This is a genomic window from Arthrobacter sp. APC 3897 (assembly GCF_030407495.1).
Lineage (GTDB): Bacteria > Actinomycetota > Actinomycetes > Actinomycetales > Micrococcaceae > Arthrobacter_B.
This window is the reverse complement of record NZ_JASDDG010000002.1, coordinates 62,383-79,694: the sequence shown is the minus strand read 5'-3', so window position 1 is coordinate 79,694 and position 17,312 is coordinate 62,383. Positions and strand designations below refer to the sequence as shown.

Genomic DNA, 17,312 nt, shown 5'->3' with positions numbered 1-17,312 from the left:
ATCCCTGCTGTTGTCCCAGGGAGCGGGCACCGATAGCATCCGGGGCATGGAGACCGTCGAATACCGGCCGAGCCGTGATCAGTTTGTCTATACTTTTGGCGGTGCTGCCCCGGTGATGCGGGTCAAGCCGGGCACGGCACTTTTCCTGTGGTCGGAGGATGCCTTCAACAATGCGTTGACCTCTGCTGCGGATATTTCCAGTGAAAAGGTGGACCTGAATTTTGTGAATCCCCAAACCGGCCCCTTTTACGTTGAAGGGGCCGAGCCGGGGGATACCCTCGCCTTGCACATCGCCGATCTAACCCCGGCGCGCAGCTACGGCGCCTCAGCCACCATTCCCTTCTTTGGAGGACTGACAAGCACCGACCGGACCGCATTTCTGCAGGACCCGCTGCCTGACACCACCTGGATCTACCACGTCGATTCGGCACGGAACACGGTGGGGTTTTCTGCCCGCTTCGGGGATTTTGAGGTGGCCCTGCCGCTGGAACCCATGCTGGGCACCGTGGGAGTGGCCCCGCCGGGAGGCGAGGTCCGCTCCTCACTGGTGCCCGAGCGCTTCGGCGGGAACATGGACGCGCCGGACGTCAAGGCCGGAACCACGGTTTACCTGGGTGTAAACCGGGAGGGCGCTCTCTTCTCGATCGGAGACGGGCACTACCGTCAGGGTGAGGGCGAAGCGTGCGGTACCGCTGTCGAGGGAGCCATGAGCTCCACCATCATCGTGGAACTGATCAAGGGCGGCGCCCCGGCCTGGCCCCGGCTCGAAACAGACACGGACTGGATGGCGGTGGGGTCTTCCCGGCCCATGGAGGACTCCTGGCGGATCGGACAGGTGGAGATGGTCCGGTGGTTCGGGGAGCTGTTCGGGCTGCATCAAATGGATGCCTACCAGCTGCTCACCCAGACGGCGCAGGCTCCGATCGCCAATGCCGTCGATGCCAACTACAGCGTGGTTGTCAAGGCCCGCAAAGCCCTGTTCCCTGAGGCCCATGCCTACGACGGACTTCATGCCGACCTGCGCCGGCGCAGCGCAGAACTCCTTTGATGACGTCCCGGAAGGCTCCATGGATCTGCAGCTAGAGGGCAAAACGGCACTGGTGACCGGCGGAACCCGCGGCATCGGAAGGGCCATTGCGGAGGCATTCGCCGCGGAGGGCGCCAACGTCGCGTTCTGTGCCCGCAGCGCCGCCGAGATTGCCGGCACCCAAGCTGCCCTCGCTCGTTTCGGCGTGCGGGTGCAGGGCACCGTTGCAGATATGGGTGACGCCGATGCGGTTACCCGTTGGGTGAACGCGGCAGCAGCAGAATTCGGCGGCCTTGATGCGGTGGTCAGCAACGTCAGCGCGCTGGACATCGCGGACACTCCGGAAGCCTGGGAAAACTGTCTGCGGGTGGATCTGCTTGGAACCGTGAACCTCATGAAGGCTGCGCTCCCGCACGTGGAGCGCAGTGATTCTCCGTCCCTGCTCGCCATCTCCAGTGTCTCGGGACGGGAAGTGGACTTCGCGTCGGGCCCGTACGGAACGGTGAAATCCGCCCTCATCGCCTACATGGCCGGTTTGGCCTTCCAGCTGGCCGGCCGCGGCATCCGCGCCAACACGGTGTCACCGGGCAACACCTACCACGACGGCGGAGTGTGGCAGGGTATCGAGGCAGGCAACCCGGAGCTCTTTAAGCAATCAATGGACCTCAACCCGACGCACCGGATGGGAACGCCGCAGGAAATTGCCGACACCGTTGTCTTTATTTCGAGTCCGGTCTCCAGCCGCACCACCGGGGCAAATATCCTCGTAGACGGCGGGCTCTCGCGCGGAATTCAGTTCTGAACCGTTCCCGGCACAACGCCGGGAGACTTCCTCCGCTCCGAGGGTCCGGTTCCAGGCTGCCCAAGGGCGGATCCGCCGCCGAGGGCGCGCAGCGCGTTGAGGATGGCCGCCAGGTCCACGAGCTCCTGAATCAGGGCTCCGGCCACGGCAGGAATGAATCCGAACGCCGCCAGCACCATCAGACCGACGCTGAGCGAAATCCCCAGCCAGATACTGCCCAGGGCAATGCGCATGGTCCGCCGGCCAATGACGACGGCGTCGGTCACCTTGGAAATGTCATCGGTCACGATCACGGCATCGGCAGACTCCCCGGCCGCGGTGGAACCCCGTGCGCCCATGGCAATGCCGACGTCGGCCGCAGCCAGCACCGGCGCGTCGTTGACGCCGTCGCCCACCATGATCACCGGACGCGAGGGCATCTCCGCGACCAGCCGGACCTTGTCCTCGGGCAGGAGCTCCGCGTGGACCTGCCGGATACCCAGCGCCCCGGCAGTGCTCTCAGCCGAAGCGCGCCCGTCTCCGGTGAGCATGACGGGCGGTTCCAGCCCCAGGCCGGCGAGCCGCTCCAGCGTGGCCCGTGCATTCCGGCGCGGGGTGTCACTAAGGAGAAGGGTGCCGGCGAAGCGTCCGTCCACTGCCACGTACACCCTCAGCTGCCCGGCGCCGGCCGCCGTTTCACCGCCGTCTGCGGTTTCCGGAGCCTCCGCCGCCACGAAGCGGCGCTTGCCCACCAGGACCGTGTGGCCGTCCACAACGGCACGCACGCCGTTGGTCGCCACCTCGGAAGCAGTGGTGGCCGGACTCAGCTGCAGCCCGCGTTCCAGGGCGGCGTTCTGCACAGCGGCTGCCAGCACATGGGAGGAGTACTGTTCGGCCGAGGCAGCCAGCCGCAGCACGTCGTCGGCGGCGAAGGAGGAAGCAGGCAGGACACCGGTGAGCTCCGGCCTGCCGTAGGTCAGCGTGCCGGTCTTATCGAAGGCAATGCTGCGGGCTCCGGCCAGCTGCTGCAGGGTTGCCCCGCCCTTGACGATGATGCCGTCCTTGGCAGCCCGGCTCATGCCGCCCATGAAGGCTACCGGAGCGGCGATCAGCAGGGGACACGGAGTGGCCAGAACCAGCACCTCGGCGAAACGGACGGGTTCGCCGCTTACCCACCAGGCAATGCCGGCGAGGAGCAGGGAAAAGACAGTGAACGGGACGGCAAAGCGGTCCGCCAGACGGACCACCGGGGCCTTGGATTCCGCGGCTTCGCGCACCAGGGCGACGATGCGCTGGTACTGGCTGTCCTCCGTGGCCGCAGTGGCCCGGATCAGTACCGCCTGCGGCCCGTTGACCGAGCCGCTCATGACCGTTTGCCCGTCAGTGATGGTCACCGGCAGCGGTTCACCGGTCAGCGAAGATTCGTCAAAGCTGCCCTCCGGGCTGAGCAGGACACCGTCCACGGGCACGAGCTCAGAAGGTTTGACCAGCAGCACATCGCCCGGGACCACTTCGTCCGCGGAGATATCAACGGGCGTCCGGGAGCCGGCCGGCAAACGGTGTGCGGCCTGCGGTGCCCGTGCGAGCAGTGCATCCAGCTCTCCGCGCGCACGCCCCGCCGCGTAATCCTCCAGTGCCTCGCCGCCCGAGAGCATGAGCACGATGATCAGGGAGGCAACGTATTCGCCCACCGCCACGGTGGACAGGATGGCCACCACCGCCAGGATGTCCAGGCCCCAGTGGCCGCGCATAATGTCCCGGATCATCCGCACGCCCGTTCCGGCGGCGATCAGCAGGGCAAAGATTGAGGCGATCCAGGCGGCAGCCTGAGGGAGAGCGGCGCCGAGCAGTGCGAAAACCGCCAGACCGACGACGACGGTTGCAGCCACCACCGGGTACTTCCGGATTGCGCTAAGAACCTTCATGTTTCCTGTTATAGGCCTGCCGCAGGGACCCCGCCAGCAAGAGATGGCTTGCCTTACTCAGCAGGCCGGATTAGTTCAGCCGCGCGGTGATCGAGCGTGCTGTTTCCGCCAGCCGCCGGCCCAGCGTTTCTTCGTCCCTTCCGGAGCCGAAATACACCACGGACACGGCGGCCGGGAGCTGCCCGGAAACGGTGATGGGAGACGCGACGGCGGAGACGCCGCCGATAACTTCGTCGTGGCTGACGGCGTAGCCCCGGGTTCGTGCCAGAGCGGATTCCGGCCGGTAGGGCTGTCCGGGTGCCAGCTTGGCCCATTGTTCTTCACCCACGGCTGACTGGATGGCAATCCCCGGAGCTCCGGAAGCGAAGGAGTGCCGGGTTCCCGGGCGCTGGACCAGTGCCGTGCGGCTGTGCCGCGGTTCCACCGTCACCAGCGTCACGCAGTCGTGCTGGTCCCACACAGCTACGAAAGCGGTCATCGAGAGTTCATCGGCCAGTGCCGTCAGCTCGGGCAGCGCCGCCGTCTGGAGGTCCCGCGATACGCCGCGGGCCAGCGCGGCGAGGCCGGGTGCCGTCGCCACCCGGCCGGCGTCGTCGCGCATCACCAGCGAATGTGCCTCGAGCGTGCGCAGGATGCGGTAGGCAATGGACCGGTGGACCCCGAGGCTCTGCGACAATTCGGCGATGGTCATGGGTGACTCGGACTCTGCCAGCAGCTCCAGGGCCCGCAGGCCGCGTGAGAGGGTCTGGGACAGCGAGCCGGCTCCGCCGGTGCCCGGGGAGCTGGAAGATACGGATGCGCCGTCGTGGCCGGAGGGATCAGTCATGGAGCCCATCTTAGGATGACTCGTACCGCCGGACAGCCGCAGTTACGGCATCCGGCGGCGGCTCAGCAGGCCGGACATCAGGAACGCGAGGCCGGCAGCCAGCGGCCACCAGACGTACATGCTCAGGGTTTCGCCCAGAAAGGCAACCACCAGGATCCCCAGCATGCAGGCAATCACCATGGTCATACCCACCACAATGCGGATGCGGCCGCGGTGGGGGGAAGGCAGAGGCGGAAGCCACGGCGGACGCTCGTCGGTCCAACTCATGCGGATAGGTTAAGCCTGCCCGTGCCGATTGCACCCGGCACGGGATGGCTTTCTTCTCAGACGAACCCGTCCCTGCGGTTGCTCTATCCCGGCGCGGGCGCACATGAAAGGATGGCGGCGATCCCCGCCGGGCCGCCCTCCTGCAACCTGCCGCTGCGGCTGCCCGTCACTGTGACCCCAGGAGTACCGACATGGAACAAAGCGATCTCCTCATTGATGCCTTCGGCCGGCTTCCCCAGGCCGTCCGCCACGCAACACACGGCCTGGACGCGGGGGCTCTGAACCACCGCCCCTATCCGCAGGGCAACTCCATCGCCTGGCTGATCTGGCATCTGGCCCGGAGCGAAGACGCCCAGATTGCTCCCTTGGCCGGACACGAACAGGCCTGGACGGCGGAGGGATGGTACCAGCGGGTGGGGTTGCCGCTTGCTGTTGAAGACACCGGATACGGCCACGACTCCGAGCAGGTGGCTGCCGTGCAGGTACAGTCGGCCGAGGTCCTGCTGGGCTATTACGAGGCGGTGCACTCGCGGACGGCCGCCTTTGTGTCCGGAGTTACCGGACAGGACCTGGACCAGGTGGTGGACACTGCCTGGGATCCGCCCGTGACCCTCGGGGTGCGGCTGGTGAGCATCCTGGCAGACGGGCTGGAACATGCAGGTCAGGCAGCCTACGTCCGCGGGATGGTGCTCGCCGCCGGCGCGTAGCCGGGAGCCGCCGTCGGGCGTTCTTTGGATAGGCAGTATTCCTCAGCTGCGGGACATGACCACCAGGAGTTCTTCGCACATGGCGGCGCAGCGGCGGCAGGTTTCGGCACAGATCCTGCAGTGTCCGTGTTCCGCCGCGTGCTGGGCGCATTCTTCCGCACACTGGTGGCAGGCTGCTGCACACGCCCGCAGCAGTGCCGCCGTGCTGTCCGGATATCCGGCATACCGGGTGCCGACCCGCGCCACCACGGTTCCAGTGGCAGCACAGATATCGGCGCAGTTGAGGTCCTTGCGGATGCATTCCACCATGTCGCCCAGCATGTCCTCGCTAAGGCAGGCGTCGGCGCAGGCGGTGCACACCTGCACGCAGTCGAAGCAGGCAATGACGCAGGTGGAGACGGCCAAGAGGTCCGTTCCGGCGCCGTCGGGACGTTCACTGAGGATGGATTCGATGAGGCTCATGGCTGCTCCTAGTTGCGTTCGCTGATTGGTGGTGTGTTCACTGATCGGTGCGGTTTCGCCGGGAGTGCGGCCGGGGGTGCTGCGGCCCGGGCTGTCAGGATAGCCCTGCGCCGGAAAGCCGAACCAGAGCCCAGGCGGCCAGAGACGGTGCGGGAGGCCAGAACGCCGCGGCGATTTGCCTATGAACCTGTGCCCGGGTCTAGAATCGTGCTTATGCCCCTCGGGGTTGTCCGGCCACGGCCGGGCTGGGGCTTTAGCTCAGTTGGTAGAGCGTTTCGTTCGCAATGAAAAGGTCAGGGGTTCGATTCCCCTAAGCTCCACAGTTTTGCAGGGGCCCGCTTTCCTCGTCACACAGGAAGGAGGGCCCTTTTCTATGTCGGGAAAGAGGCCAATCAGTTGCGCCGACACAACGCTGAATGGTCACGCCTGCATGATGAGGCGGTTCAGAGTGTCCGTTACATGCTTTGCCTCGGAGTGTGAGACACGGAAATCGATGGAATTTCCTGTCGTGAGCACGGAAACGACGGTGTACATCATTCCGTCACGCCTTGTGGTCACCGACGAGACCCTCCTGAGCGGAATCATCTCCGTGAAGGCATTTCCGCGCTTCACTCCGGTACCCAGGAGGGATACGCCACCGGTCATTAACCCGGCGGTGAGCTTGCCGGCGGACAGGCCCGGCTTCAATTCCCACTCAATGCGGTCGTGGAAAATGCGAACCCGCGCGTTCCTGCCTTTGGTGTGGGAGGCGAACCCGAGGATCGGGATGCTCACTGTCTTCCTTTCAGCAGTTGATGAGGGAGGACATACCTCCATTTTAGAAGGTGTGTCCCGCGGCCATGCGGCTGAGTCCTGCGGGATTCCCTGCCCTATACTCGGGCGACGTGCAATGAATCCGACAGCACAGATCCGGCGTGCCAAACAGCCGGCGTGCCAAACATCCAAGGAGCAACCATGAAAGTCCTCATCACCGGAGCCCACGGAAAAGTCGGACGCGCCGCCACCCAGGCAATGATCGATGCCGGACACGAAGTCACCACCACCGATCTGAGCCGGCCAAGCTACGAACGGAAGCCGGAAGGCACTCCGCGCTACGTCATGGCCGACCTCACCGACGCCGGCCAGGCCTACGCCGTCGTACGCGGAGCAGACGCCGTCGTACACATCGCCGCCATCCCCGAGCCCACGGGCCACGCTCCACACGTTGTCTTCCAGAACAATCTCATGTCCACGTTCAACGTCCTTGAGGCAGCCGTCAGCTTCGGCATCAATCGTTTTGTCTTCATCTCCAGCGAAACGGTGCCCGGGTTCTTCTTCCCGGAACGCGATTTCCTTCCGGAGTACGCCCCTGTGGATGAAGAGCACCCGATCCACCCGCAGGACCCCTACGCGCTCGCCAAGCACTTCAGCGAGCAGCTCATGGACGCCGCTGTTGCCCGGTCCGACATCCAGTGCATCTCCATCCGGCCCAGCTGGGTGCAGTTCGAGGGCAACTACGAAAACAATCTGGGCCCGCAGATCCGCGACGCTTCAGTGCTCAGTCCCGGGCTGTGGAGCTACATCGACGTGTATGACCTGGCCGACGCCATTGTCCTCGCCGCCGAATCCGACCTGCCCGGACACGAAGTCTTCTACATCGCCTCACCGGACAACGCGGGCGGTCACGACTTCGCCGAGGTCCTGACGAAGTACTACGGCGACCGGATCCAGTTGAAGGATCTCGACCGGACCGATGCTTCAGGCATCTCGAGTGCCAAGGCTCAAAGGATGCTCGGCTGGAAGCCCAAGCGCTCCTGGCGCGACTACCTGGATGCTGACGGAAGAGCGCCGGGGAAGGCCGACGGCGCAGCCGGCTAATCCGCAGGAGGGCGCTGCCGCTGCCGTTTGGTGGCGGAGCGCTGCTTCTTCGCGTCGAGGCGCCGGAAATTCGAGCCCCGGGTGGGTTTGGTCTTCCGCCGGGCTGCGGACTCCGGGGCGAGGCCGTCCGCCACGAGCTCCGCAAGCTTGGCCAGCGCGATCTCCCGGTTGCGCAGCTGGGAGCGCTGCTCCGACGCGGTGACGGTGACGGTTCCCGCAATCAGGCGCCGTTTGAGGCGCCGCAGCAGGATCTGCCGCTGGGTATCCGACAGCGACGTCGAAGCGGCCACATTCCAGGACAGCGCCACACGGCTGTCCGAGGTGTTCACGTGCTGGCCGCCGGGGCCGGATGAGCGCGAGAAGCGCCAGGCAAGTTCCGACGCGGGAATCGTGAGCCCGGGCAACACGGTCAAGTCCATGCAACCAGCCTCGCATGATTTCGGCACCGGAACATCTGCCGAATCCCTCTTCCACAGGTAGTGTCCCATTGGTACAGTGCCGCACATGACTACACACGCCCTGCCTCATGCCCCTGTCAATGCCCGGTCGGTGCTGCTGCCGTATGTGGTGATTCTGGTACTCGCCATGGCGGCGATTCAAGCCGTGATTGCCCTCGCCGGAGGGGACATCACGCTTCTCGCCGGGATTCTCACCGCCCTCGTGGCAGCCGGGATCACCGTCTGGTCCTGGCGCAACTACCGGACACTCACCAAGATCCGTTTCGGGGCGGCCGTCGCCCACACCCTTGCGTTTGTCACCGTAACGGCATCCTTCAACCTGCACGCGGTGATCCGTACACTGTCCCTTGGTGCGGCGGACGGCGCCGCTGCCCAAGAGTTCCTGTCCACGCCGTGGTTCGGCGCCACCCTCGTCATGAGTGCCGCCTGGGGAGCCGGACTTCTCATCCATCTCGCCGGCGTCGTGCTGGGCCGCGGCTGGGAGGACTGAGCGTGCCGCATCCCGGCGAGGAACAGGAATGGGTGGAAGCCCGGGTTGAATCCTGGGTGGAGACTTACAAGAAATCCATGCTGACGCCGGTCATTCTGCGGGCGGTCGCCGAGCGGCAACCGGTGACCGTGGCCAGTGTTGCAGCAGACATTGCGGCAACCAGCGGCTGGCAGATTACCGAACGCAGTCTCTACCGCGCTCTGAAGAGACTGCAGGACACCGGACTCCTGCACAGTGCGGAGGTTGATGTTCCGCGCACCGGGGCCAAGCGCAAGGAAATCTCGCTCACGGGCCTGGGCGTACAGTTCCTGGCAGGAATCACCGCCAGTCTCGTTGAGCTTTCGGACCCCCAATCCGGCAGGGGTGCGGACGGTCGGCCCGGGGGGATTAGCGGCCTCGGCGCAGCCCGCGGCTAGACTCCCCCGCATGGGGTTACTGGAAATAGTCTTGATCGTGTCCGCCATAGCCGTGTCCTGGACGGCGGAAGCAACCGCACGGGGCAAGCTCGGGGTGAATTCAGCCGTTGGACTCTGGGTGGGCTATGTGGCCCATTCAGAAGAGGCATGGCTGGCCGGGCACCGTGCGGCACGGCCTCTCCTGCATGCTTCGAGTGCAGCCTTCGCACTCGCCGGTGTTCTGTCGCTGGTGATTCCCGGCATTACGGATGAAACCGGTGCCGTCATCGCCCTGACCTGCTGCCTGGTTGCTCTGGGGTTGGTGATCGCGGCATCGGTCAAAGCCGGCCGGGCGGCGGAACATGCGGTCTTGGAATCCGTGGACGGCAAAGACCGCTAAACGGCCTTCACCACCGGCAGGTCCGACCATTCCGTGGTGTAGCGCGGCGAGGCGAAGTTCCGCGCCATGGTCCAGTCCGGCTTTGCCGTGGACATCCCGGCCAGACCCAGGCCAATGCTCGCGGCACCGTACTTGTCCGTAACCTTCGCCAGGAGCGGACCGATGTCCTTCTGCTCGGGTCCGGCGTCAAACAGGTCAAACACCGGTTCGGCTCCGGCGGGGGAGAGGCCGGTGAGCATGATCCCGGCCTTGGCATACCGGGCACCCTCCACCATCCGGGGATCCATGGCGTCAATCGCGGCCCGGGTGAGCATCAGCGGATCCGCAGTGGGCCGCTGCAGCCGGACCGTGGCCGAAGGCGAGGACGCATCTGTACCGCTGAACCGTGACGTGGAGGCGAAGACCGTCATCACCCCGGCCAGCTGTCCCTCCCTGGCCAGCCGGATGGCCGCTTTCTGGGCGTACAGGCTCATGACCTGGCGCATCGACTCACGCGTTGTCACGGGCGTTGCAAAGCTGCGGGAAAACAGGACCTGCTGCTTATCCGCGGACTCGGTGTCCATGGGAATGCAGGAAGTGCCGTTCAGCTCCAGCACCGTGCGCTGCAGCACCACCGAAAACTTAGCCCGGATGACCGCCGGATCGGCGTCCCGCAGATCTGCGACGGTGTGGATGCCCAGCGCGTTCAGCCGGGTGCCGTTGCGGGAGCCCACGCCCCACAGTCCGGTGACCGGGACACGGGACATGATGGTGTCGACGACGGCGGGATCCAGGGCATCAAGGTTGCAGACCCCTCCCATATGGGGATTCTGCTTGGCAATCCGGTTCGCAAATTTGGCCAGGGTTTTAGTGGGGCCGATCCCCACGCAGACCGGCAGGCCAATATTCTTCGCCACGGCAGCCCGGATGTCAGTGCCCCGGCCCCGCAGCTCATCGTCGGTGCCGTGCAGGTGCAGGAAACACTCGTCGATGGAGTAGATCTCCTGCTCGGAGGAGAACCGGGACAGCAGCTGCATCACGCGCGAACTCAGGTCCCCGTACAGCTCATAGTTGCTGGAGCGCTGCACCAGCCCCAGTTTCGGGGCAGCCTCGGCCAGCTTGAACCACGGCTCACCGGTCTTGATGCCCAGGGCCTTGGCCTCATCGGAACGCGCCACCACACAGCCGTCATTGTTGGAGAGCACCACCACGGGAATGCCGGCCAGCCGGGGGTCGAAGACGCGCTCGCAGGAGACGTAGAAACTGTTGACGTCCACCAGTGCGATGCGGTGCCGCTCAGCCATGGCGCACTTCGTGTTCCAGCGGCGCGTCAGACATGGTGAAGGCACCGGGTTGCAACGCCCCAGACGGAAAGCTCCGCCGGATCCGGCACCCTGATGTCCTTTGAACCCGGGCTGTCCGCGTGCAGGAAGATCCCCTGCCCGGTAAGCAGCAGCCGCCGAATGATCAGCTCTCCGTTGAGCACGGCGACGACGACGGAGCCGTCTTTGGGTGTCAGGGACCGGTCCACAATCAACTCGTCGCCGTCGCTGATGCCTGCTCCGTCCATCGCGTCTCCGGAGACCCGCATGATGAAGGTGGAGGTGGCATCACGGATCAGATGCCGGTTCAGGTCAATGCCGGCGTCGTAATAGTCCTGGGCGGGGGAGGCGAACCCGGCCGGAAGCGTTGAACCCCGGGACGGCGGCTGCTCCTTCGCGCCGCCTGAATGCGGCGCGGGAGCGGAAGAAAAGACGGGCACCGCACAACCTCCCTAGAACACACCTTCGAATGATCTCAGAGTAGCATCCACTCGAAATTCCGTGCGCCCGCCCGCTCATGTCCACTGTGTCTGGCCGCAGCGGAAACGGCCCCCTACGCTGGCACCAGCCAGCTGCTGTTCCCGAATCACCGTTTCCGAAACCGCCCCAGGAGTTCACGATGAAGCAGACACCAGTACGTACCGTCATCAGTCCCGGCCGCTATGTGCAGGGCGCCGGCGCCATCCACCGGCTCGGTGAATTCCTCAGCCAGGTTGGCAAGACACCCCTGCTGGTGGCCGACGACGTCGTTTGGGGTTTTGTGGGGCATGACATTGGCACCTCCCTCCGGATTGCCGAACTCCCGCTCACCCGCGAGGTCTTCAACGGAACGCCTACGGCCGCGGAGATTGACCGGCTGACCGGTGCCATCCGGTCGGCCAAGGCTGACGTGGTGGTGGGGGTGGGCGGCGGCAGCACCATCGATGCGTGCAAGGCCGCCGGTGATGCGGCCGGAATCCGCTGGGCATCGGTCCCCACCGTCGCCTCCACCGACGCGCCGACGTCGGCGCTCGCCGTCGTTTACACCGCGGACGGAGCGTTCGAGGAATACCGGTTCTTCACCCGGAACCCGGACCTGGTGCTGGTGGACTCGCAGATTGTGGCCAACGCCCCGGCGTCCTTCCTGGCTTACGGGGTAGGCGACGCGCTGGCCACCTGGCTGGAAGCACGGGCTACGGCTGCGTCCTTCTCGCTGACCATGGCCGGCGGGCTGCCCACCGAGACCGGCACCGCATTGGCGCGGCTGAGCTGGGACGTGTTGTGGGAGTTCGCACTTCCCGCACTGGACGCCGTCCGGGACAACCTGGTGACCCCGGCGCTGGAAAAGGTGATCGAAGCCAATACCCTCCTCTCCGGCCTGGGGTTCGAGTCAGGCGGACTGGCGGCAGCCCATGCCATCCACAACGGACTGACCGCAGCACCCCAGACGCACGGCCTGGCCCACGGACAGAAGGTCAACATCGGTTCACTGACGCAGCTGGTGCTGGAGGGTGCTCCTACGGCGGAGATTCGTGACTTTGTGGAGTTCACCACGCGAGTGGGCCTGCCGAACACCCTCACCGAGGTGGGTTTGTCCGTGGACGACGCGCGGGAACTGGACCTCGTGGCGGAGGCCGCCACTGTCCCCGGCGAGACGATGAAGTCCATGCCCTTCGACGTTGGCCCGGCCGACGTCAAAGCCGCACTGAAATCCATTGAACGGTTCTCCCGCCGGGTGCGCAGTGAGGCCGGGCTGCCGGAACCGGTGCCGTACAAGGCGCATTGATGTTCGTTTAGGGGGCGGCGCTAGGCTCCCCGCAGGGCCGCGACGGGCTCAATGCTCGTGGCCTTGCGGGCCGGGAACCCGCCGGCAACGAGCCCGACCAGCGCTCCGAGGAGCGCCCCGCCGCAGGCGGGCAGCGGGTCAAGCACGGGGGTCCACTGCTGGGACAGGGAGATGCCGATGACGGCGAAAACCCCTGCGGCTGCGCCGAGTACCCCGCCCAGAAGCCCGATGATGACCGACTCCGCGACAAACTGCGCGGCAATTTGCCGACGGGTGGCACCGATGGCACGGCGCAGGCCGATTTCCCCGGTGCGTTCCATGACGGAAAGCATGGTCACATTCGCAATGCCGACGCCTCCGGCCAGAAGCACCACCACGGACAGCACCACAAAAATGAGGTTGACGTCCGCCTGGACATTGCCTGCGAGCTGGGACCTTCCCTGCGGGGCGGCGACGTCGATGCGTTCGGGCTCATCCGGCGAGAGGGACAGGGCAGCCTGCTCAGCCACCTGCGGTCCGGCGCCAATGGCGATGCGGGCCTGCACCTCTCCCGGCGCGGCCAGGCCAAAGTCTGACCGGGCGGCGCCGGTGGAGATGACCACGCTCTCCAGCAGCTCGGAGCGCTGCCGGATGTCGCCGAAGACACCGACGACGGCGTAGGGCAGGCCGTCAATGAAGATGGACGGCTGGGAATCCACCCGGGTGATGCCAAGACGGTCCGCGAGCCGGTTGCCCAGTACCGCCACGCGGTCCTGCCGCTGGTCATGTCCGGTGTCGAAGAGCCGGCCGTGCAGGACGGTTCCCTCCAGTGTGTCGATGAGTCCGGGGGAGGCGGCAAAAACCCGCGGCGGTGCGGTGAGGGGTGCGGAAGGATCATTGACGGGAACCGCGGTGACGGTGCCCTCACGGAGTTTCACTTCCGTGATCAAAGCTGCCTGTTCAATTCCGGAAAGGCGTTCCATGCGTTCCACAGCGTCCCAGGGGAGGGTAGCGGTGGCAACACTGTTGCCGTCGGAGTTCTGGGCCGTGGCCGGAGACGCGATGACCTGGGTGGCTGCGAAGGCATCGAATTGTTTGGCCAGCTGTCCGGCGGTGGTCTGGGCGAAGCCCAGGGTGGCCACCAGGGCTCCGATGCCGAGGATGGTTCCGGCCAGCGTCATCAGGAGCCGGCCGGGCCGTGTTCCGAGGTCGGAGGTGGCCTCGATCAGCAGGTCAATGAAGCTGAAGCGGTCTGCGGAAGGAACGGGTGAAAGGAGTCCTGCAGCCGGCGAAGCGGCGGGGGCGCGGTCTCGTACGGCGCGGGCGAGCTTCATGCGGGTGTTACCACCCTTCCGTCTGCAATCCGGACGCACCGGGGTGCGCGCCGGGCTACCCCCTGATCGTGCGTGATGATGACCAGGGCCAGCCCGTCGGTCACCAGTTCTTCGAACAGTGCCATGACATCCTGGGTGGTGCCGCCGTCGAGGTTGCCGGTGGGTTCGTCGGCCAGGAGCACGCTGGGGCGGGTGACGACGGCGCGTGCCACAGCCACGCGCTGGCGTTCGCCTCCCGAGAGGGTGCCGGGCAGGAAATCGATCCGGTGGCCCAGACCGACGCGCTGAAGCGCCTCCCGGGCACGGTCGGCACGTTCCACGCGCGGGGTTCCGCTGTACAGCATGGGCATCATCACGTTCTCCAGAACTGACCGCCGCGGCATAAGGTGAAAGGCCTGGAAAACAAACCCGATGCGCTGGGCTCGGACGGCAGCCCGGATGTCCTCGTCCAGAACCCCGGTCAGATGGCCGTCAAAGCGGTACTCGCCCACGCTGGGCCGGTCCAGCAGGCCAAGGATATTGAGCATGGTGGATTTGCCGGAGCCGCTGGGGCCCACAATCGACACGTAGTCGCCCTGCTGCACCGTGAGGTTGATGCCTTTCAGGGCCTGCACTTCGGGCGGTCCGGGAAAAGACCTCGTGACATCACGCAGTTCCAGGAGGGGAACACTCACGTCCCCACCACAACCAGATCTCCTTCGGCCAGTTCTCCTTCCACCGGGATGACTTCCACCGCACCGGGAGTCGCCAATCCGCTGCGGACCACCACCAGACGGGTGGCCGTCCGTTCACCCTCGCGGGGGTCTCCCGCCACCACTTCCACGCGGGTTTCGCCCCCGGGCCCGGAAGTGAGCGCCGCGTAGGGGACGGACAAAACCTCGCCGTCCGTGGCACCGACGGCGATCGACACGCGAACGTTGGTTCCCTGGAGTTCCGAAATTTGCTCCGGGGCCAGGGGATCCGGCTGCAGCTGAACGGTCCACCGCGCCGAGTCTCCCTCGCCGGCCGCCACAGAGGTAATGGTGGCCGGGTGCGCGGTGCCGTCCGGCAGGTCAAAGGATGCTTTGTCTCCGGCCTTAAGGAGACGCGCATCGGCTTCCGCCGCGGATCCGGACAGTCCCAGAGTTGCGCCGGAGACCGTCATGGAGGATCCCTCCAAGATGGAGCCGCGCTCGGTGGTGACGGTGTCGACCCGGCGGGGCAGCTGGGCCAGATACAGCACCTCTCCGGCGGGCAGCGACGGCAGCGCCGCCTGCTCGGCGCGGACCAGTTCCTCCTGTGCCTGCCCAAGCTGCACCGCGGCGGCGTCAACTGCCGCCCGCTGCGGAGCATCGGTCCGGTCAGCGCCGATTTGCTGGCGGCGCAGTTCAGCCAGTTCGAGGGCATCCACCAGGTTGCCGATCTGCAGCGCATCCGGGGGTGTGGCCTGCCGGGCGGCGGTCAGCTCGCGCTGTGCGGCGGCGACAGCGTTATCCGCCTCCCGGATTTCCACGGGTGTTGCACCCACCGGCGTCAGAGCCAGTTCGTTCTGGGCCGAGGACAAACCCTGCTCCGCCATTCGTACGGATTCCTGTGCTGCGCGGACGGATTCGGCGCTTCCCTCCGCCGACTCCGGGACCGAGTACCCGGCCGTGGCGTAGAGGGTTGCGACGGCGCTGGCTGCGTCTGCACCGAACACGGGGTCGGACGGATCTCCGGCGTCAATTCCCACGGTCCGAACCGCCGTCTTGAACTGGACCACATCCGGGCCCGATGCGCCGAGGGAGAGGGTCCGGTAGGCAGGGAGTTCTCCGGGCAGGACAATGACGGGCCGGCCGGCAACCTCAAGGGCTATCGACAGGGGCTTGAATTCCGCTCCCACGTCCGGCACCTGGCCCGTCACGACGGCGGGGCCTGCGATGGAGGTGGTGTCAATGCGCACTTCCACCGGGTCCGCATAGGCCACCTCCCCGCGGATGGTCACGTCATTGCTGAGCTGGCCAAACTGCACGGGAACGGTCACCAGACCCGGTGCCGGAGGCTCGGCCGCGCCTGCTGCGTCAGCCGGCCCGATCAGCGTCCGCCCCAGCAGCAGACCGGCAATCAGGCTCAGAACGGCGGCCGCGGCCACAATCCAGAGCGTCCGGTTGCGCTGGAAAACAGTGATGACGCCTGCCCGGGCTGATGAGCGCGCGGGAACGTCCTGCTCCCGGGCCTGCTCCGGTTCCTCGTCGAGGAGCAGCCCCAGACCCGATGCCTGGTCCGCCTGCCGGCCGGCACCTTTGCGTCCAATCCCCGCCACTCAGTTGCCCTGCTCGATGTCCGCGCGGAAAGCTTCCAGCTCGGCCTTATGGTCATCAATGAACTGCTGCTCGAGCTCGAACTGCACGCTCTCCATGGTGTCCCGGTAATTTGTCTTCTCCCGGCAGTCCAGGTCAGCGAGGGCGAGGGCGATTTCTTCCTCGGCCAGCCCGTCCATGTCCGGTTCGACCATTGCGCCGGGTTCAACAGCCTCGGCGGTGGCGCTGCTGCCGGCGCTCATCCCGTCGTAGGCGGAGTTCATCTTTTCATTGATGCTGTTCTGTGCATCCAGCTGAGCCGTGAAGCCCGGGTGTCCCGCATCAGCCATGCAGGAGGACCACTCGGCATCGGCCTCGGTGAGTTCCGGGGAACTCATCATGTCCTCGTAGAGGGTATTCATGGAGTCAATCAGCGGCTGGTGCTTCTCGGTGGTGTCGGCGTCGTCGCCGTTTATTTCGTTCTCCGACCATCCGTAACAGCCCGCGGTGGTCCAGTCCCATTCCACCATTTCCCCCTCGGCGGGCATGTCCTCTTCGTCGGGCGTGGGGCCGTGCAGCGCCTCATAGAAGGCGGTTCGCTCAGATTCCGACAAACTGGAGACATAATCAGCGTTCGGATCGACGTATTCCTGTTCGCTGGCCACGGGCTCGTCATCCCGGCCGGGGTAATTGATCATTCCGTAGCCGTACTGGGACACCCATTCCCGGGAGTCAGGATTCCACTCCGTTTCCGTTCCCATGGAAAAGGAGACGTCCTGGACATTCGGGGTGTACTCGAACCCCTCCTCCGTCATGCACTGCGCCACGAGGTCCTCCCGCTTGCGCTCCCGCTCGGCGTATTCCTTCTCCTGCTCCTCCTGGCTCATCCCGCTCTCATAGGCGGAGGACATGAATTCAGCCAGGGGTGAGTCATTGGCGGGGGCCGGGTCTTCAGCTTCGCCGGACGAACCGCACCCGCTGAGGACGATGGAGAAACACAAAGCGGCAAGGAGCGCAGCAGCGCGCGGAGAATGATGCACGGGAATCCTTTTTCGGAAGGCGGCAGTGAACCTGCGAGTT

At 65.8% G+C, this 17,312-nt stretch carries 20 protein-coding genes and 1 tRNA gene; 9 read left to right on the top strand and 12 right to left on the bottom strand.

Annotated features, from left to right (window positions below; genetic code table 11):
* The first annotated feature begins 46 nt into the window (after nt 1-46).
* A complete protein-coding gene (locus QMA10_RS01515; RefSeq protein WP_290165487.1) occupies nt 47-1,048 on the top strand; it encodes an acetamidase/formamidase family protein in 1,002 nt (333 codons plus the stop codon).
* The gene (locus QMA10_RS01510; protein ID WP_290165486.1) at nt 993-1,829 is read left to right on the top strand and encodes an SDR family oxidoreductase; all 837 of its coding nucleotides are present in this window, start codon (nt 993-995) and stop codon (nt 1,827-1,829) included. The genes QMA10_RS01515 and QMA10_RS01510 overlap by 56 nt, the downstream gene beginning before the upstream one ends.
* Here QMA10_RS01510 and QMA10_RS01505 read toward each other — a convergent pair.
* The 3 genes from QMA10_RS01505 to QMA10_RS01495 form a co-directional block, all read right to left on the bottom strand.
* Complete coding sequence (locus tag QMA10_RS01505; protein ID WP_290165484.1) at nt 1,820-3,733, bottom strand: heavy metal translocating P-type ATPase; 1,914 nt, start codon at nt 3,731-3,733, stop codon at nt 1,820-1,822. The two genes, QMA10_RS01510 and QMA10_RS01505, sit on opposite strands and share 10 nt — an antisense overlap.
* 70 nt (nt 3,734-3,803) lie before the next feature.
* Nucleotides 3,804-4,559: a helix-turn-helix domain-containing protein gene (locus tag QMA10_RS01500; protein WP_290165482.1), complete on the bottom strand. Its 756-nt coding sequence runs from the start codon at nt 4,557-4,559 to the stop codon at nt 3,804-3,806.
* Nucleotides 4,560-4,601: 42 nt separating this feature from the next.
* Entirely contained in the window at nt 4,602-4,826 is a 225-nt protein-coding gene (locus QMA10_RS01495; protein ID WP_290165480.1) for a hypothetical protein, read from the bottom strand.
* 191 nt (nt 4,827-5,017) lie between these two features.
* Here QMA10_RS01495 and QMA10_RS01490 point away from each other — a divergent pair, with 191 nt between their 5' ends.
* Nucleotides 5,018-5,533: a DUF664 domain-containing protein gene (locus QMA10_RS01490; protein WP_290165478.1), complete on the top strand. Its 516-nt coding sequence runs from the start codon at nt 5,018-5,020 to the stop codon at nt 5,531-5,533.
* Nucleotides 5,534-5,575: 42 nt separating this feature from the next.
* Here the strand turns inward: QMA10_RS01490 and QMA10_RS01485 are convergent, their stop codons facing one another.
* Nucleotides 5,576-5,995, bottom strand: coding sequence for a four-helix bundle copper-binding protein (locus QMA10_RS01485; RefSeq protein ID WP_290165476.1), 420 nt, complete (start codon nt 5,993-5,995; stop codon nt 5,576-5,578).
* 247 nt (nt 5,996-6,242) lie between these two features.
* Here QMA10_RS01485 and QMA10_RS01480 point away from each other — a divergent pair.
* Nucleotides 6,243-6,315, top strand: a tRNA-Ala gene (locus tag QMA10_RS01480).
* Between the two features lie 100 nt (nt 6,316-6,415).
* Here QMA10_RS01480 and QMA10_RS01475 read toward each other — a convergent pair.
* Complete coding sequence (locus QMA10_RS01475) at nt 6,416-6,769, bottom strand: hypothetical protein (protein ID WP_290165475.1); 354 nt, start codon at nt 6,767-6,769, stop codon at nt 6,416-6,418.
* Between the two features lie 180 nt (nt 6,770-6,949).
* Here QMA10_RS01475 and QMA10_RS01470 point away from each other — a divergent pair, with 180 nt between their 5' ends.
* Nucleotides 6,950-7,852: an NAD(P)-dependent oxidoreductase gene (locus QMA10_RS01470; protein ID WP_290165473.1), complete on the top strand. Its 903-nt coding sequence runs from the start codon at nt 6,950-6,952 to the stop codon at nt 7,850-7,852.
* Here QMA10_RS01470 and arfB read toward each other — a convergent pair.
* Nucleotides 7,849-8,271, bottom strand: a complete 423-nt coding sequence (gene arfB, locus QMA10_RS01465; protein WP_290165471.1) for an alternative ribosome rescue aminoacyl-tRNA hydrolase ArfB — start codon at nt 8,269-8,271, stop codon at nt 7,849-7,851. The two genes, QMA10_RS01470 and arfB, sit on opposite strands and share 4 nt — an antisense overlap.
* An 85-nt stretch (nt 8,272-8,356) precedes the next feature.
* On the opposite strand from arfB, the gene QMA10_RS01460 reads away from it, so the two are divergent.
* Genes QMA10_RS01460 through QMA10_RS01450 form a run of 3 tightly spaced genes read left to right on the top strand, consistent with a single transcriptional unit; the run spans nt 8,357 to nt 9,595 of the window.
* The gene (locus QMA10_RS01460) at nt 8,357-8,800 is read left to right on the top strand and encodes a hypothetical protein (protein WP_290165469.1); all 444 of its coding nucleotides are present in this window, start codon (nt 8,357-8,359) and stop codon (nt 8,798-8,800) included.
* A 2-nt stretch (nt 8,801-8,802) separates the two neighbouring features.
* Nucleotides 8,803-9,216 carry a helix-turn-helix transcriptional regulator gene (locus QMA10_RS01455; RefSeq protein ID WP_290165466.1) on the top strand — a complete coding sequence of 138 codons (414 nt, stop codon included), beginning with the start codon at nt 8,803-8,805 and terminating at the stop codon, nt 9,214-9,216.
* 10 nt (nt 9,217-9,226) lie between these two features.
* On the top strand, nt 9,227-9,595 hold the full coding sequence (locus QMA10_RS01450; protein WP_290165464.1) for a hypothetical protein: 369 nt from the start codon (nt 9,227-9,229) through the stop codon (nt 9,593-9,595).
* Here the strand turns inward: QMA10_RS01450 and QMA10_RS01445 are convergent.
* Both QMA10_RS01445 and umuD read right to left on the bottom strand, forming a co-directional pair.
* Complete coding sequence (locus tag QMA10_RS01445) at nt 9,592-10,878, bottom strand: Y-family DNA polymerase (RefSeq protein ID WP_290165462.1); 1,287 nt, start codon at nt 10,876-10,878, stop codon at nt 9,592-9,594. The two genes, QMA10_RS01450 and QMA10_RS01445, sit on opposite strands and share 4 nt — an antisense overlap.
* A 26-nt stretch (nt 10,879-10,904) precedes the next feature.
* Nucleotides 10,905-11,336 (bottom strand): translesion error-prone DNA polymerase V autoproteolytic subunit, encoded by a 432-nt coding sequence (gene umuD, locus QMA10_RS01440; RefSeq protein WP_290165460.1) that lies wholly within the window; start codon nt 11,334-11,336, stop codon nt 10,905-10,907.
* Between the two features lie 179 nt (nt 11,337-11,515).
* Between umuD and QMA10_RS01435 the strand changes: the two genes are divergently transcribed.
* On the top strand, nt 11,516-12,661 hold the full coding sequence (locus QMA10_RS01435; protein WP_290165458.1) for a glycerol dehydrogenase: 1,146 nt from the start codon (nt 11,516-11,518) through the stop codon (nt 12,659-12,661).
* A 20-nt stretch (nt 12,662-12,681) separates the two neighbouring features.
* On the opposite strand, the gene QMA10_RS01430 is transcribed toward QMA10_RS01435, so the two are convergent.
* Genes QMA10_RS01430 through QMA10_RS01415 form a run of 4 tightly spaced genes read right to left on the bottom strand, consistent with a single transcriptional unit; the run spans nt 12,682 to nt 17,272 of the window.
* On the bottom strand, nt 12,682-13,974 hold the full coding sequence (locus QMA10_RS01430; protein WP_290165456.1) for an ABC transporter permease: 1,293 nt from the start codon (nt 13,972-13,974) through the stop codon (nt 12,682-12,684).
* Nucleotides 13,971-14,648, bottom strand: coding sequence for an ABC transporter ATP-binding protein (locus QMA10_RS01425; RefSeq protein ID WP_290165453.1), 678 nt, complete (start codon nt 14,646-14,648; stop codon nt 13,971-13,973). The genes QMA10_RS01430 and QMA10_RS01425 overlap by 4 nt, the downstream gene beginning before the upstream one ends.
* A complete protein-coding gene (locus QMA10_RS01420; protein ID WP_290165451.1) occupies nt 14,645-16,255 on the bottom strand; it encodes a hypothetical protein in 1,611 nt (536 codons plus the stop codon). Before QMA10_RS01420 ends, QMA10_RS01425 begins: the two co-directional genes overlap by 4 nt.
* Entirely contained in the window at nt 16,256-17,272 is a 1,017-nt protein-coding gene (locus QMA10_RS01415) for a hypothetical protein (RefSeq protein ID WP_290165449.1), read from the bottom strand. It lies immediately after the preceding gene.
* Between the last annotated feature and the right edge of the window lie 40 nt (nt 17,273-17,312).

What these genes read in the sequence shown, in the direction of transcription:
- QMA10_RS01515 (WP_290165487.1), top strand. Translation starts at nt 47, where the DNA reads ATGGAGACCGTCGAATACCGGCCGAGCCGTGATCAGTTTGTCTATACT.
- QMA10_RS01510 (WP_290165486.1), top strand. Translation starts at nt 993, where the DNA reads ATGCCTACGACGGACTTCATGCCGACCTGCGCCGGCGCAGCGCAGAAC.
- QMA10_RS01505 (WP_290165484.1), bottom strand. Translation starts at nt 3,733, where the DNA reads ATGAAGGTTCTTAGCGCAATCCGGAAGTACCCGGTGGTGGCTGCAACC.
- QMA10_RS01500 (WP_290165482.1), bottom strand. Translation starts at nt 4,559, where the DNA reads ATGACTGATCCCTCCGGCCACGACGGCGCATCCGTATCTTCCAGCTCC.
- QMA10_RS01495 (WP_290165480.1), bottom strand. Translation starts at nt 4,826, where the DNA reads ATGAGTTGGACCGACGAGCGTCCGCCGTGGCTTCCGCCTCTGCCTTCC.
- QMA10_RS01490 (WP_290165478.1), top strand. Translation starts at nt 5,018, where the DNA reads ATGGAACAAAGCGATCTCCTCATTGATGCCTTCGGCCGGCTTCCCCAG.
- QMA10_RS01485 (WP_290165476.1), bottom strand. Translation starts at nt 5,995, where the DNA reads ATGAGCCTCATCGAATCCATCCTCAGTGAACGTCCCGACGGCGCCGGA.
- QMA10_RS01470 (WP_290165473.1), top strand. Translation starts at nt 6,950, where the DNA reads ATGAAAGTCCTCATCACCGGAGCCCACGGAAAAGTCGGACGCGCCGCC.
- arfB (WP_290165471.1), bottom strand. Translation starts at nt 8,271, where the DNA reads ATGGACTTGACCGTGTTGCCCGGGCTCACGATTCCCGCGTCGGAACTT.
- QMA10_RS01460 (WP_290165469.1), top strand. Translation starts at nt 8,357, where the DNA reads ATGACTACACACGCCCTGCCTCATGCCCCTGTCAATGCCCGGTCGGTG.
- QMA10_RS01450 (WP_290165464.1), top strand. Translation starts at nt 9,227, where the DNA reads ATGGGGTTACTGGAAATAGTCTTGATCGTGTCCGCCATAGCCGTGTCC.
- QMA10_RS01445 (WP_290165462.1), bottom strand. Translation starts at nt 10,878, where the DNA reads ATGGCTGAGCGGCACCGCATCGCACTGGTGGACGTCAACAGTTTCTAC.
- QMA10_RS01435 (WP_290165458.1), top strand. Translation starts at nt 11,516, where the DNA reads ATGAAGCAGACACCAGTACGTACCGTCATCAGTCCCGGCCGCTATGTG.
- QMA10_RS01430 (WP_290165456.1), bottom strand. Translation starts at nt 13,974, where the DNA reads ATGAAGCTCGCCCGCGCCGTACGAGACCGCGCCCCCGCCGCTTCGCCG.